We start from the raw sequence: 14,660 nt of genomic DNA, 5'->3' as shown, positions 1-14,660 counted from the left end.
AAGAGGTGCTATAAAATAATATGGAAAAGCAATTACAGAAGACCTTATGGGCCCAGGTCGTGAAAACCGGCATTATTAAATCCAACTTAATTCCGATGATCGCGGGATTGATGCTCGCTTTATATACGTACCAATACAGTTTTGTCGACAACATCTGGAATATCATTTTAGCCATTTCCGGCACAGCAGCCGTTATCGCAGCAGCCGGAGCGTTCAACAACTTGTACGACCGTGACATTGATGCCCTGATGGCCCGCACGAAAATCCGTCCGACTGTCACAGGATCAATTACTATTAAAAAAGTCTTAGCCGCGGCAGTTCTCTTATTAGTGCTCGGACTGGTACTGCTGTATTTCGCCTCTCCGCTCGCTTCGTTTCTCGGGTTGTTAGGAATCGTTTTCTACATCGTTCCTTATACGATGTGGACAAAACGCTATACAATCTGGAACACGGAAGTCGGCAGTGTTTCCGGCGCCATGCCTCCGTTAATCGGCTGGGCCGCTGTCGCTCCGGACATCTGGCACCCGGCATGCTGGGCTTTGTTTTTAATTATGGTGATCTGGCAGATGCCGCACTTTTACGCAATAGCGATCCGCAAGCAGAAAGATTACACGGCGGCGGGTATCCCGATGCTCCCGGTGATTAAAGGGGCAGAGCGCACGTATCTGCAGACGAACGTGTATTTAGTTTTACTTATCCTCTCAAGCTTTTTATTTCTGCCGCTGAGCCTCGGGCTGACTTTAGTATCCCTGCTTTTAGGTTTTCTCTGGCTCGGACTCAGTCTGTTCGGCTCCCGGAAAGAGAATATTGAAAGATGGGCCAATAAGATGTTTCTATTCTCCCTCGTGCATATGCTCGGCGTTTACTTTACGGTCATTATTTATGCGTCCATCGGATTGTTTTTGAACGTCTTATAAATACGGTCCGGTTAAAAAACAGTATAAAAAAGGTGGAGCAGCGCGGCGCTGCTTCACCTTTTTTATTAAGACTGCCTTAGTTCCTCCTTCCTCCCGGTAAAGAAGATCTACTTTCTACATCATTCGTTCCATCTGTCCAGGCTTGTAAATTTAATTTATATACTAATTTCCTCCTTGCTTGATGAGCTCCACTTCAAAATTTATTTGTACATCATCCCCTACGAGTACTCCACCTGTTTCAAGCGCAGCGTTCCATGTTAATCCAAATTCTTTGCGGTTAATCTTCGTATGCCCACTGAACCCGGCAACGACGTTACCACTCATCGGGTCTTTGCTCTGCCCCTCGAAAATCACATCAACGGTGACCTCTTTTGTTGTCCCTCTAATGGTAAGATCTCCAATCACATCATATTGATTATCATTTTTCTTCTTAAATTCTTTAGCTTTAAAAGTAATATGAGGATGATTTTCGACATCGAAGAAATCAGCTGAACGTAAATGGTTGTCACGCTTCTCTTCCCGGGTATTAATACTCGTAACATCGATCACTACTTCAACCACAGCATCTGTTAAATTGTCGGTATCGAGTTCTATTGTAGAGTCAAAATGTTCAAATTGCCCTTTCACTTTTGATATCATCATATGTTTTACGGAAAACCCAACCTCACTGTGAACGGGATCGATAGACCAAATGGTTTTTGCCATACATACAACCTCCTGATATTTTATTGTAAATTCCACGGACGATGCGTCTGACACGACCAACACGGCTTTTTTCTAACCTGCATTCAACCACGCTTTGTCCTTTTACGGCATTCCCTGATTAAGCACCTCCTTCATCCCGCCAGAATAAGTAAGCTATTAATGACTATTTTTAGCAGCTGCTTTCCGGAAATATCTCTCACGTTTTCAAACAATTTCCCAGACTTCTCTTTTCCCTTATTCGTCGCCACCTTTTACGGGAATCGTCTCATCAAGACAACTGTCTGTATGTTAAACGTGTCATTATTTGAGCCAGCTGCTTTCTAAAAATTTGAATTTTCAGTTTTTTAAAAGCGCGATTTTTACTTCAACATGTTTCATGAAGCAGGAGAGTGCCTTTTTGAAGCATTTTACAACCATGAATGAGAGACAAAAGCAGTCTCCGGGAAACGTTGAAATATTTGGTTTCAATGTTTCCCGGCTCCCCACAAAATTTATGCTTACTATATGCAGTTGATGTTAAAATAAGTATACCAAAAGCGGAAGGTAAAAACTGTAATTTGATTCAAAAAATTCAATGCGTACAGACTTTTTTCCTCTCCGTTCTGACAGGTAAGAATCTACGTAACACCGCATTTCCCGCTTTATTTAGAAACAGCAGTCAGCATATCTATCTCTATAATTCATCCAGTAAACACTTAACGCACAGGATATACTTATCAGCCGGGCCTGCATGCTTTCCTGCGTAAATCGAGCACTGTGAAGCTGCCCGGGAAACCAAGGTGTCAGCGGTGATCCCATCTGTTTTCAAAAATAAGATGATCCAGCGAACGCCTTTTCTCCCACTCCGCTGTTTCTAAAATAGGTTTTTCCGGATAGTGATCGGTGTACCCAATAGAAATGAGCGCAAGCGGATCCACGTGCGGAGGAATGTCTAAAATATCACGAATATCATTTTTCTTATAAAAACTCACCCAGCCCATGGCCAGTCCTTCCGAGCAGGCCGCGAGCCACATATTTTGAATCGCACAGGCTGTCGACATCATATCGGTTTCCGGAATCGAATTTCTGCCTAATACGTGAGAGCCTCCCCTTGTCGGATCACACGTTACGCATATTGTTAAAGGAGCTTCCTTCAGGCCTTCTACTTTTAATCCGAGGAATTTTGACGCTTTCTCCTCTTCATAATGAATCGCTAACGCCCGCCTTTCCTTATCCGCGGCCCAGGCCAGTTTTTCTTTAATTTCGCCTGAAGAAACTAAAACAAAATTCCACGGCTGCATAAAACCGACAGAAGGGGCATGGTGTGCAGCATCGAGTATTCTGTGGATTTTATTTTCAGGAACGGGATCCGGCAAAAACGTCCGAATATCCCTCCTGCTGTAAATCACCTTATACATGGCATCTCTTTCTTCCTCACTGAACATATCTTTTTCACATCCGTTCTGTTTAGAGTGTTTATTGAAATTCGGCGATTTAATGCTTCAACAGCTAATCTTTCCAGCACAGCTTAGTAATTACTGCGACATATTTGCTGCGCACCCACTGCCGGAATAACAAGCACTGAACTCCAACCTTGTTGCTTTATAAAACCATTCCGCTTAATACATTTTCCCTGTCTTCAAAATAATCTATTTCAACCTCACTATCAATAAACGGCCTGATGAATATATTTATTAGTATTTTCAATATGATGAACTCCTTTTTCTCCCTCCTGCTTTTATCTACTATTTTCTCTGTATCCATATAGAACTCCTTTTTGCAGGCTGATCGAATTAATTTACTGCCTATTGAGTGAGGAAAAGTCGGGGCCTGACCATCGATTTTATAACAAGGTGGTAAAGAGCCTGTATGAATTTCAGGTAATCATAAGTTTTATAATATTTACTTCTTGAAAAATAATTGCAAAAATATCAGAATATTCAAAATAATTAATTGTTTATTTTTCCTTTTTTAATTATAATTAAAAGACAGATATGTTTTAAGCAGCGGCAGCGTGAGCAACAAACGCCGCATTTTGATAACTAATGAATTTCAGTATGGAGCATTAAATCAATTATCTTCGGGTAGGGTAAGAAAGTAAAAAAGATTCTTTCCCTTCTCCCTTCGTTACTTAAAGTATAACCGGCTCTAAAAGAAAGCGCTGCTCTTCCTCCAAAATACTTCTCAATCAATGTAGTTAAAAAATATAGTATGTTGAAAAGCTGGATAATTTATTCTCTAACTGCTTATAAAAAACAGATTAGATTGGAGGATGATTATGGAGGCAGGCACATTTGTACGTTCCAATGTTTTAGTTTTAGCGATTGTAAATCAGCTTCTCGCTTCGTATGGAGATAATTCGGCACTCCCGATCACAGACGAAGAAATGGACCAGCAGGTTGCCACTCTTATCTTAACCGCCTCTGCAATATGGGCCTGGTGGAAAAACAACAGTCTGACCAAAGCAGCCGAAATAGGGGACGCTGTCATGAAAGAAGAGAAGTATAAATCGGAAGGAATCATTGGAATTTCAGAGCTGGTTTCTCGAAATAAGAAAGACAGTGAAAAAGAGATGCAAACAAAACATGAGAAGGAAATTCAGGAGCTTCGGAAGGATCTGGAAGAAATGAAAAATGAAATATTAAGAAGGGAAGAGAACGAGCGATTGGAGAAGGAAAAGGAGCTGCACGAGAAGCAGCATCAAGAGATTCAGGAACTTCAGAAGACTGTGGAAAGGTTGGAAAAACAAGTGGAAGCCTTCAGCGGAAAACAAAATTAGCTTATATAAATCAATAGATAGAAGAAAGGAAACCTAACGTTTTCTTCCACCTAAAACGGAGTATGGGCGCGCCTGCGCCATACTCCGTTTTTTCCTATCAAGACAGGCTGGCTGGATGTTTACGTTAACTGTCTAAAGGAAGATCGTTTACTAGATCATTTTCTTCAAGGGGCATGTCTGCAGGAGAGTATATATAAACGACTGAAACATCCGGGAGCTGCTCCACTGAAAAGGAAGCCGGTGTAATGAAGGGGTCCGATCTCCCGAAATTTAGTTAACGGCGCGTCGACGGGAAAGCATAAGCGTTCCTGCCATTAATACAAGGGCACCAATAAGCATCGCGGCAGGGTAAGAAGTGGAGGTGTCAGGAAGTTCCTCTCCTTCTTCCTCCCCAATTGTTATCGGAATTTCCAGCTCGTGCGTCCGGCTGCCATCATCGGCACTTTCTTCAAATAAGATGACGGTAAGATCGCGTGTTTCTCCTTCTTCCAGCTCGGCGATGTCAATGGCCAGCTCGAATTCTCCCCATTCCGGTCCTCCTGCGGTCGCTGTCGTGAATCCTTCGTCTATTTCCGTACCATCTTCGACGACAACGTAGGACACGGTAGCTTCAAAAACACGGGCTTCTCCTTCAATATGGATTGTATGTCCGTCAGCTTCGGCACTATGAATACGGAACGAATCATTTTCATATTCAAAATGCGAATCGGCACCCGCCGGCAGCGCGAAAAGAAAGCAGGAAACTAGCAGCGTCAGAGCAAGCAGTAATTTACTCATAAGTCATCCTCCTCGTAGAGAAGAACCGGACCCCTGTTCTCTATTTTATCCTAACTTCTCTTAAATTGACAGAATAATTAAACTATTACATTTCATTTGAAAGTACGAAATGAGTTTTCAGGAAATATATTGATCCAACAGAAGCTGTGGTCCAGCTCTGCAGTGCTGATTTAAACTAAAAAACACCTTCTCCACGGTTTTTTTACCGGTGAAGAAGGCGTTTATTGTTTAGCCGGCCTGCACGGCTATTTGATCGTTTTCCACACGGACTTCGATGGAAGCAAGCTTTTCATCAGCAAGTATTTCATCGACAATTTTGTCTTCGATATGCTCCTGAATGGTTCTGCGCAGCGGACGGGCTCCGTATTTCGGATCGTACCCGTGTTCAGCGAGCCATTCAACCACTTCCTCTGTAAATGTAATATCGACTTTCTGGGCTTCACTGTGCTGTTTTACTTCTTCGAGCATGAGGGAAACAATTTTCTTTAAATCTTCTTTTTCAAGTGCTTCAAAGCGGACAACACGGTCGAGCCGGTTTAGAAATTCCGGCTTAAAGTAAGCGTCAAGCGGATTGGCATTGGTTGTCATAACAATAATCGTATCCTTAAAACTCACCGTGCGCCCATGGCTGTCGGTCAGCCTGCCGTCTTCCAACACCTGAAGGAACATGTGCTGCACGTCCGGATGGGCTTTTTCCATTTCGTCGAGCAGAATAATCGAGTACGGACGGCGGCGGACCTGTTCTGTCAGCTGGCCTGCTTCTTCATGACCGACGTAGCCCGGAGGAGAACCGATCAGCTTGGAAACCGTATGCTTTTCCATATATTCACTCATGTCGAGCCGAAGCATCGCTTCCCGGCTGCCGAACATTTCCTCTGTCAGGATACGGGTCAGTTCTGTTTTCCCGACTCCTGTCTGGCCATGGAATAAGAAGGATGCGATTGGGCGTCCTTCCCGCCTGAATCCTGCTCTCCCTCGGCGGACGGCTTTCGCGACGGCTTCTACGGCAGCTTTCTGGCCGACAACTCGGGTGCCGAGCCGCTCTTCCAGGTTCTGCAGCTTTTTCTGCTCGGAAGCTTCCAGTTTCTGCACCGGAATGCCTGTTTTCTTTTCAATAATCTGCTGGAGATCCACAATATTCACTTCCGGCACTGCTTCGTTTTCACTATTGTTCATTTTATCCTGCAGCTGCAGTTCTTCCTGGCGCAGACGGGCTGCTTTTTCATACTGTTCTGCTTCTGCCGCCTGCTGCTTTTCTTTTTCAATCTCTCTTAAACGGCGTTCCAGCTCATCTTTATTCCTCGTGCCGTGCCGCAGATTCAGCTTTGCACCGGATACGTCCATTAAATCAATCGCTTTATCCGGCATTCTTCTGTCCTGAATATAACGGTCGGACAGCCGGGCACATGCTTCAAGCACGTCTTCCGGATAATGGACGCCGTGGTACGCCTCATATTTCGGTGCAAGTCCTTTCAGAATCGCAATCATATCTTCTACTTTCGGCTCTTTTACGGTAATCGGTTCAAAGCGTCGTTCGAGTGCTGCATCTTTTTCCACTGTACGGTACTCCTGGAACGTGGTCGCTCCGATGACCTGAATCTGTCCAGCGGCGAGTGCCGGCTTCAGGATGTTGCCGGCATCCGTGGAGCCTTCTGTTTTCCCGGCGCCGACAAGCTGATGAATCTCATCGATAAAGAGAATAATCGTCGGATCCTCTTCCAGTTCCTTCACGATCTGCTTCATTTTTTCTTCAAACTGGCCGCGGTAGTTTGTTCCGGAAAGAATGGACGCTACGTCCAGAGAAATCAGGTTTTTATTCAGAAGCTTCTCCGGTACGTCCCCTTCGTTGATTTTTAAAGCCAGACCTTCTGCGATTGCTGTTTTACCGACACCCGGCTCTCCAATGAGCACCGGGTTATTTTTGTTACGCCGGTTTAATACTTCCGCTACCTGTTCCATTTCCTCATCTCTGCCGATAACGGGATCGATCAGACCCTTTTTCGCCTGGGCTGTGAGATCTCTTCCGAACGTTTCCAGTACACTCTGCTCTTTTTCTTCAGGAGGGGCTGCCTGCGCAGAAGATCCGCCCTGCGGCTGAGAAAATGCCGAGTTCCCGCTCTGATGTGCCTGCTTTGTTAAACTTTCATAACAGCGGCTGCAGAGCTGGGCGGTTTGTTCCTCTCCGTTCACATTGACACGATAATAAATCGTTGCTTCGTTTTGATGACAATGCTGACATTTCATTTAAATTCCTCCTTTATTCGTCTGTATGCGGGTTAGTTTGACCATCTTTAACCTTTACTGATTTTAGTATAACCCATTGGTCAAAGAAGGTCAATAATTTATTTAACCTTCTTTGACCTTTAAAGAAAATATTATTTATTACGCTTACAGACGCCATTTTTTTCGATCAAAATCCATTCGAAGCCGTAAAATAAAAGCGTTGTTTAAGTTTGAGGTTGATAAGCAAACTTCGCTGCAACTCGGCAGGCTTGCCGTGGAGGAGAACCATTCCGAACGACTGCAGGGAGGATGGAATTAGCTGAGGCCGGCCCTGCGCCCCCATGGAAACGAAAGCGACTGTTTATCATTTATCTACTTAATTTCATAATTGTCAAAATAAAGAAGGTCTGCCTCATAAGTCAACAGGACAGACCTTTTCCTCTTTACTGTATATTTTTGATTGCTTCATCTATTTTACTGCCCGGTCAGGATCTGCAGGCCCCTCGTTTTCCAACGCATCAAATACGAAGGCAAAAGATAAGCGATCATACACAATTTCCTGATGACCGGCAAGATTAAACGGGTAATAGTCTTGAATAGTAATATTTGATACATGCTTTTCCGGACCGTCAAGAAACGCCGACGTATAAGGAATAACAACCTGGTCTGTTGTTGTAGAAATAACAGTGTAGGAGACATTTCCCGGTGTTTCGTTCCCTTGATTCAGCTTCTCCAGAAACGTCGATCCTACAAGTTGCTGCTGACAGGCTTTGCAGGAAGTAATATCAGCGGTCCCCGAGTTGAGCCTTTCTAAACCAAAAAATCCCGCCGTTCCATGATTAGATGGAACAAAAGCTATCAAATTCTCCACATCATTATCTCCGTCCAAAAACTTTAAGTATTGTCTCGGCATCATCCCGCCCTGACTGTGCCCAATAATATCCACTTTATCTGCCCCGGTTAATTCCAGGACGTTATCTACAAATTCTTTTAATTCATGAGCTGACTCTTTAATATCACCAGTGGATGGTCCCGCATGCGTTAATCCGTAATTCATTGCGTAGACACAGTACCCTTTTTTAGCCAGCTCGGGTGAAAGCGTAAGCCAATTCTGCGCACTTCTCTCAAATGTACCTGGAACAAGCACTATCGGGTTCGAGTCTTCCAGAGCCGGTTCGCAACTGGCAAGATTAGCACCCGGGGGCGGTGTCCCCTGCTCAAGTAAAAACTTTTCCGTCGAAGCTTCCGCCTCGAGATGACCCGGAATTGCAATAAAGAAAGCGATTACCAAAAAGAACGGCACAAAATTTTTAAGCATCTAATCCCTCCAAAATTATTAAATATAGCCTGCATGAAAAAAAGCTCACCAATTGACTGCCTGGATACCAGACAGTATTCGATAAGCTTCTCAGATTCTCCACGCCGACTATTAACTTAGTTATTAAATATATAGAAAATTTAGAATTTTGTCAATGCGCTCCTGTTTTTTCCTTCAAGACGCCGTTGTTCTATGTACTGCCTTCCTCTTAAAGAGGCTATTATTTCGAATGATATTTCCCCCTTTCATTTATTTGAATTCATTTCATAACAGAGGACAATCCTATAAAAAACGAATAAGGTACATGACCTCCATTTCAGACGGACGCTTTCCCGAGGGCTTGTCTTCAGCTAACTTTTGCGAGAAACTCTTTCGCAAAAGTGGATCTTCAGACTGAAGGCCCGAACTAAGATCTATAGACGGTACTTCCCATTCAAAACTGCCTTAATAAAATCCGTTTTTCCTTCATTATACTGATACTTGTCCCCCTGTGCTTCCGAGGCAAGCTGCTTTTTAAGCTCTTCATAGTCCGTTCTTGCCTGTTCACTGTTACGCAGGTAATCTCTGAATAACAGCTGCTCCTGTAAGTACGGGTTTCCGCTTTCATGCAGATGGATCTGATGGGTCCTCGGCTCCCCTTTGCTGAAATAGTATCTGTCCGGCACAAGCTCTGTTCCTTTATAGGAATAGCCGAGCTCTTCCAGCGGCCTGATACACTTTTCTCCGTCTCCAAAACATTCTACTTCCACCGCTATATCTATAATCGGCTTGGCGTTTAAATTCTCCACTGCGGTGCTGCCAATGTGATGAACTTCTTTTATATGACTGCCGATTTTTCTGATAATGTTTTCTTTCTCCATTTGGAATTCCTTTTCCCACTCGTCAGTCCACGGAACTGTAAACACTTCTCCTTTTGGCATACCGAGCATATGATCACCCCGCTGTTTCATTTTTTTGAGTCTCATGGAGGGCATATTGAAGAATTAACTAATCCACATTAGGAAAATTACCTTAAAATATTCGATTTTAGTATATTTCTAACTATATGTTTTTGGAAATAAGAAAAATTACCAGAACTTCTTTCTGACTTGATTTTATTCTTTTTTTATACCTTTTGGAAATACAGCCAAGTCTCCAAAGTGTTTTGTCTGTCCGGTCGCTGTTAACCGACGGATTTCAATGAAGAACTTTTCGTAAATCGGATAATAGTATCCTTCGGTAACTCACTTTCTTTTCTTCCGCTTCATTTCCCGCATGATGTTTTTTGTTTCTTTACTGACACGCGTCGATTCTATAATTTTCTGCAGAGATTTATTGTACGTAAAATCATCGAGCGTGTTATTTTTTAAGAATTCCATCGTCCTCTCCGGAAATTTGATGTAACAGATAGACACAGCCCAGGCTGCGGCCATTCTGGCATAGAACCCTTCATGTTTTACAAGATCCAGAAGTTTTAACACGCTTTCGATATAGTCAGATTCGATATAAAAGTTTAAGAGCATCACTACGCCGAAGCGTACTTCATATTCTTTTTCAGAAAACAAATACGGCTGGATAAACTCCCATACGCGTTCCTTATTATTTTTTGTGAATGTAAGGCCTGCGCAGAAACTGTCGCACACAGACCAGTTATTTATTTTCGGTACAAAAGCTGAAACGTACAACAACCTTTCTTCCACCTCTGCCTCCACAAGGCCAATCACCATGCCCTGCAGCATCGTTTCTTCAAAGTATTCCTCTTCTGATGTTTCAAGATACGTACGCCAGTCCTCTTTTGCTATTTGTCTTGCTATTTTTCGAAGTTCCGGCAGCCTTACACCGAGTACATTATCGACGTTCGGTAACAGGGAGGAGGCAAATTGCTGATAATTGGTATCCATGCTGGCAAAAAGCTGCTTTCGAACGGAATTTTCCATTGTTCTCTCCTTTGTTAAGGTATTTAAGCTGGTTTAATTATACGGGAAAGAAGGATCCGGTCATAATAACAACTTCTCTTTTTTAGTTGGCTGCCTTGAAAATAAAGTAGATAATAGATGAACGTGCGCTTTCGTTTCCATGGGGACGCTTTCTGGGCGGGCCGGTCTCAGCTAATTCCGTCCTCCCTGCGGTCGGGTGGAATGGATCTTCGGCTCGTCCTTGATCGCCTCGGAGTCGCCCCATGTCCACTCCAGCTTACGGTATAAAAGACCGAGCATCATTTGCCTTCTAAATAAAGAACCCCCTGCCGATCACCATTCATTAGCCCTGTACAGAGGGGAAGCTCCGTGCTGTTTTTGGAGTGCCTGCGGCTCTTCCACCTGTCGCGGAGAAAGCCTTCAGCTCTACCTCTTGCGTCCGAGAGGATCTTCCCGCTTTCTTTTCCCGCAGGCGTTTCTGCCCTGGCACTGGGTTTCTACCTTTGTACCTTCTTGATTCAACCAACGGGCTTTCTGTATTGGGAAATCAAAACGAAGTGGAAACCGGCGGACGCCTGTGGAAGAAGGAGATTGGAAGATCCCGCAGGGCGCAGCCCGAGAAAGCTGGAGATCTCCTCCACGGCAAGCCTGCCGGGTTGATGCGGAGTTTTCTACATGTATCAACGACAGACTTTAAGACAGTTTTTCAGTTTAAAAATTATTTATTTAGAGTCATTTCCGTCAGCTTTCCTGTCTTCTGACGGCAGCATCTGATAAAGTTGGCTTACAGGAATGAAGAGAAGGAGGATATCGACTGTGGGTACAATAAAACGCGCTGGTGTGGAAGACGCGCCGGAAATATTAGCTCTCCAGAAACTGGCTTATGTCAGTGAAGCAGAGCTGTACAATGATTTTACCATTATGCCTTTAAGAGAGGAGCTGCCGGCTGTCGTGCAGTCATTTGAGGGAAATGTGGTCCTTAAATATATCGAAGAAGAACAAATCATCGGTTCCGTAAGAGCTTATGAAAAAGACGGTACGTGTCATATTAATAAGCTGATGGTCCACCCCGGCTGGCAGAACCGCGGGGTAGGAAGACAGCTGATGGAAGAAATCGAAAAGCAATTCGAAAATGTCACCTACCATTTGTTTACGGGAGGCCGTTCGAAAAAGAATATCGCTTTGTACGAAAAGCTCGGCTACAAAGGATACAAGGAAGGAAAGCTGGAGGTCGAGGCGACTCCATTTCTTTATATGAAAAAGGAACCGATAGACGGGTAAAAAAACAAATCCGGCTCAAACATTTTTTGAGCCGGATTTGTTTATGTTTTTATTGTTTTTTCTGCATGATATGCACGAGCTGCTTGATTTCTTCTTCTGTCAACGTGACGCCTTTCCCCATTTTTTCATGATCCGGCGCCCATTCTCTCAGGTCGTACTTCGGGTCTCTTCCGTTCCAGCTGACGAGGTTCAGCTCTTTTTTCCACCCTTTCGAGGATTCAGATAAGACGCCGAGGTGTTCTATAATTTCATATTTAATATCTGCCAATATTTCCACCTCCATTTACGCTCGTCTGCTTCAACCAGAGTCCCGGCCATAATGCTCCGACTTTTTTCCCGTGCAGTAAAAACAAAAGCTGCCTTGAAAATAAAGTGTAGAAACAATGAATGGAAGCTTTCGTTTCTATGGGGACGCTTTCCGGGCGGGCCGGCTTCAGCTAATTTCTTCCGCCCTTCGGTATGGAAGAAATGGATCTTCAGCTCGTCCTTTATCGCCTCGGAGTCGCCCCATCTCCACTACAGCTTACGGTAAAAAAGACAGTACAGAAGCTGTCTTCTAATAAAGAACGTCCCTTTTTGAACATCATCAATTCCACCTGTGTATAGGGGAAGTTCCGTTTCTAAAGAAGGCTATTTTTATCTATTCATGGTGCAGCGACCCTGTATGAGTTTCTCTGTTAAAGTTCAGGTGTTGATAAATGTAGAAAAGTTCGCTGCAGCTCTGCCGTGAAGGTGATTTCCGGCTAAAACCTGCGTCCTGCGGGATCTTCTCTTTCTTCCACGGGTCGCTTTCCTCTTCGTTTGTTTGCCATGAAAGACACATCCTTCTGTTTTTAATGAACAATATTTCTCATTTCGTAAAAACAGGTGCGGGTCTTAACTGTTTCGCAGGAGAAAGCGCTGAATTTTGCCGCTCGGCGTTTTCGGCAGTTCCTCTACAAATTCAATTTCACGCGGGTATTCGTGGGCGGATAAGTTTCCTTTTACAAACTGGCTCAAATCTTTCGCTAATTCCTCGCTTTCAGTGAAGCCCGGAAGCAGGACTACATGCGCTTTAACGATCTCTCCGCGCTGTTCGTCCGGGACGCCGACGACCCCGGATTCCGCTACCGCTTCATGGCCCATTAAGGCACTTTCGACTTCAAACGGTCCGATCCGGTAGCCTGAACTGGAAATAATATCGTCCGAGCGCCCGGAAAAATAAACGTATTCGTCTTCGTCCCGGCTCGCCGTGTCCCCGGTCAGATAGTAGCGTCCGCCGGATATGAAGCGTTCGCGCGTCTTTTCCTCATCCCGGTAGTACCCGCGGAACCAGAACACCGGGGAATGTTTCGTATCAATGGCCAGCTGTCCTTCTTCCCCGGCCGGCAGTTCCGTTCCGTTATCATCCACAATCGCGGCGCGGAAACCGGGCATGGACTGTCCCATCGATCCTGCTTTCACCGGGCGGTCGAGTTTGGGGTGATGGTGATTGTTTACGACCATCCCCTGCTCCGTCTGGCCGTAATGATCGTAGACCGGTATGCCGAAATGCGTCTCTGCCCACGTGCTGACGTCCGGGTTCAACGGCTCCCCGGCGCTTGAGAGTACTCGTACTTTCAAGTCTTCCTTTATCCCCTCGGGCATGCCCGCTGCCCGCAGCGTACGATAAACTGTCGGCGCGGCTGCAAAATTGGTAACGCCGTACTCCTTCAGAATCCGATACGCTTCTTCCACGCTGAACTTCGCATTAAACATAATAAACGACTGACCGAGAAGCATCGGGCCGACCATCCCATAGTACAGGCCGTACGCCCATCCCGGATCCGCCACATTCCAGAAGACATCGTCCGGCCGCAGATCAAGCCCAAACTGCATATAACCCTGGAATGCTGCAAGCGCCCGAACAGGCACTTCCACTCCTTTCGGGTGTCCTGTCGTCCCTGAAGTGTAGATGATAATAAACAGGTCGTCTCCCGTCACTTCCGTATTTTCATGAACCGGCTCCGCTTCGTGCAGCGCCTCCCAGAAAGGTGTATCGGAAGACGGCACTTCTTTTTCCGTTGAAGACGAGGCTGTAATCACACGGAAGCTGGATGCCTCCATCGTATTCAGTTTCTCCCGGTTTCCTGCATCCGTAATAATCGTTTCTGCTCCGCTGTTTCCGACTCTGTACGAGACCGCCTGCGGCCCGAAAGCAGTGAAAAGCGGCACGTGAACTGCTCCAAGGCGCCAGATCGCTAATACGGAAATGAGAAGCTCCGGGCCTTTCGGCAGCAGTACAGCGACACGATCTCCTTTTTTCACTCCGTGAGTCTTAAGTACGCCGGCAAATTTCTCTGAGAGCTCCTTAAGCTTTCCGTATGTATACGTCTGTTTTTCCCCTGCTTCATTTTCGTAAAGCAGTGCTTTTTTATTCGCATCGTGGCGGTCGCAGAGTACATGAGCGACGGAAAGATCTCCGCGGTCATACTCTTCTATCCATTGGTTTATCTGATTTTCCGGATTCACTGACATCGTATCCACCTTCCAAATCGTAAATAAAATATTTTCAATGTACTGACAATGACGATTATACCCCGAAAGAAACAGAATTTAAACTTTTCCAATAAGGCATTTAAAGGTCTTTTCTTTGTTAATGCATCTTCGTGCTCAGCTGAATACGTACTAATCACATTTGCTCTAGATACTTTTACTTAAAAACTATATGAATTATCAAAATATTATTGACTTGTTAGATTCTATTCATTAAGATAGCGTTAGTTTAAATAAAGGAATTAAGTTCCTATAATAGGAATATAAACATT

General features: G+C 44.6%; 13 protein-coding genes. 3 read left to right on the top strand and 10 right to left on the bottom strand.

Annotated elements, in window-relative coordinates; all coding sequences use genetic code 11:
* Window positions 1–20: 20 nt before the first annotated feature.
* The gene (gene cyoE, locus FTX54_RS02405; RefSeq protein WP_147803916.1) at window positions 21–917 is read left to right on the top strand and encodes a heme o synthase; all 897 of its coding nucleotides are present in this window, start codon (window positions 21–23) and stop codon (window positions 915–917) included.
* Between the two features lie 162 nt (window positions 918–1,079).
* Here cyoE and FTX54_RS02400 read toward each other — a convergent pair whose 3' ends face one another.
* The 3 genes from FTX54_RS02400 to FTX54_RS02390 all read right to left on the bottom strand — a co-directional run bounded on the left by FTX54_RS02400 (window position 1,080) and on the right by FTX54_RS02390 (window position 3,365).
* Window positions 1,080–1,622 (bottom strand): YceI family protein, encoded by a 543-nt coding sequence (locus FTX54_RS02400; protein WP_147803915.1) that lies wholly within the window; start codon window positions 1,620–1,622, stop codon window positions 1,080–1,082.
* Window positions 1,623–2,404: 782 nt separating this feature from the next.
* Window positions 2,405–3,046, bottom strand: coding sequence for a 5,6-dimethylbenzimidazole synthase (bluB, locus tag FTX54_RS02395; RefSeq protein WP_147803914.1), 642 nt, complete (start codon window positions 3,044–3,046; stop codon window positions 2,405–2,407).
* 157 nt (window positions 3,047–3,203) lie between these two features.
* Window positions 3,204–3,365, bottom strand: coding sequence for a hypothetical protein (locus tag FTX54_RS02390; RefSeq protein WP_187254559.1), 162 nt, complete (start codon window positions 3,363–3,365; stop codon window positions 3,204–3,206).
* A gap of 514 nt (window positions 3,366–3,879) precedes the next feature.
* On the opposite strand from FTX54_RS02390, the gene FTX54_RS02385 reads away from it, so the two are divergent.
* Window positions 3,880–4,380 (top strand): phage holin, encoded by a 501-nt coding sequence (locus FTX54_RS02385; protein WP_187254558.1) that lies wholly within the window; start codon window positions 3,880–3,882, stop codon window positions 4,378–4,380.
* Between the two features lie 270 nt (window positions 4,381–4,650).
* Here FTX54_RS02385 and FTX54_RS02380 read toward each other — a convergent pair whose 3' ends face one another.
* The 5 genes from FTX54_RS02380 to FTX54_RS02360 all read right to left on the bottom strand — a co-directional run bounded on the left by FTX54_RS02380 (window position 4,651) and on the right by FTX54_RS02360 (window position 10,614).
* The gene (locus tag FTX54_RS02380) at window positions 4,651–5,157 is read right to left on the bottom strand and encodes a Gmad2 immunoglobulin-like domain-containing protein (protein ID WP_147803912.1); all 507 of its coding nucleotides are present in this window, start codon (window positions 5,155–5,157) and stop codon (window positions 4,651–4,653) included.
* A gap of 228 nt (window positions 5,158–5,385) precedes the next feature.
* Window positions 5,386–7,401: an ATP-dependent Clp protease ATP-binding subunit gene (locus tag FTX54_RS02375; RefSeq protein ID WP_147803911.1), complete on the bottom strand. Its 2,016-nt coding sequence runs from the start codon at window positions 7,399–7,401 to the stop codon at window positions 5,386–5,388.
* A gap of 448 nt (window positions 7,402–7,849) precedes the next feature.
* Complete coding sequence (locus FTX54_RS02370) at window positions 7,850–8,698, bottom strand: esterase/lipase family protein (RefSeq protein WP_147803910.1); 849 nt, start codon at window positions 8,696–8,698, stop codon at window positions 7,850–7,852.
* Between the two features lie 413 nt (window positions 8,699–9,111).
* Window positions 9,112–9,627, bottom strand: a complete 516-nt coding sequence (locus FTX54_RS02365; RefSeq protein ID WP_147803982.1) for a GrpB family protein — start codon at window positions 9,625–9,627, stop codon at window positions 9,112–9,114.
* A 294-nt stretch (window positions 9,628–9,921) separates the two neighbouring features.
* Window positions 9,922–10,614 (bottom strand): DNA alkylation repair protein, encoded by a 693-nt coding sequence (locus FTX54_RS02360; RefSeq protein WP_147803909.1) that lies wholly within the window; start codon window positions 10,612–10,614, stop codon window positions 9,922–9,924.
* Between the two features lie 795 nt (window positions 10,615–11,409).
* On the opposite strand from FTX54_RS02360, the gene FTX54_RS02355 reads away from it, so the two are divergent.
* The gene (locus tag FTX54_RS02355) at window positions 11,410–11,874 is read left to right on the top strand and encodes a GNAT family N-acetyltransferase (protein WP_147803908.1); all 465 of its coding nucleotides are present in this window, start codon (window positions 11,410–11,412) and stop codon (window positions 11,872–11,874) included.
* 49 nt (window positions 11,875–11,923) lie between these two features.
* Here the strand turns inward: FTX54_RS02355 and FTX54_RS02350 are convergent, their stop codons facing one another.
* Window positions 11,924–12,142 (bottom strand): YdbC family protein, encoded by a 219-nt coding sequence (locus tag FTX54_RS02350; RefSeq protein WP_147803907.1) that lies wholly within the window; start codon window positions 12,140–12,142, stop codon window positions 11,924–11,926.
* A 608-nt stretch (window positions 12,143–12,750) separates the two neighbouring features.
* Window positions 12,751–14,370 (bottom strand): AMP-binding protein, encoded by a 1,620-nt coding sequence (locus FTX54_RS02345; protein ID WP_147803906.1) that lies wholly within the window; start codon window positions 14,368–14,370, stop codon window positions 12,751–12,753.
* Window positions 14,371–14,660: the final 290 nt, after the last annotated feature.

The organism is Alkalicoccus halolimnae, assembly GCF_008014775.2.
Classification (GTDB): domain Bacteria; phylum Bacillota; class Bacilli; order Bacillales; family Salisediminibacteriaceae; genus Alkalicoccus; species Alkalicoccus halolimnae.
Note: the sequence above shows the minus strand (reverse complement) of the source record. Positions and strands in the feature narration are given on the sequence as shown.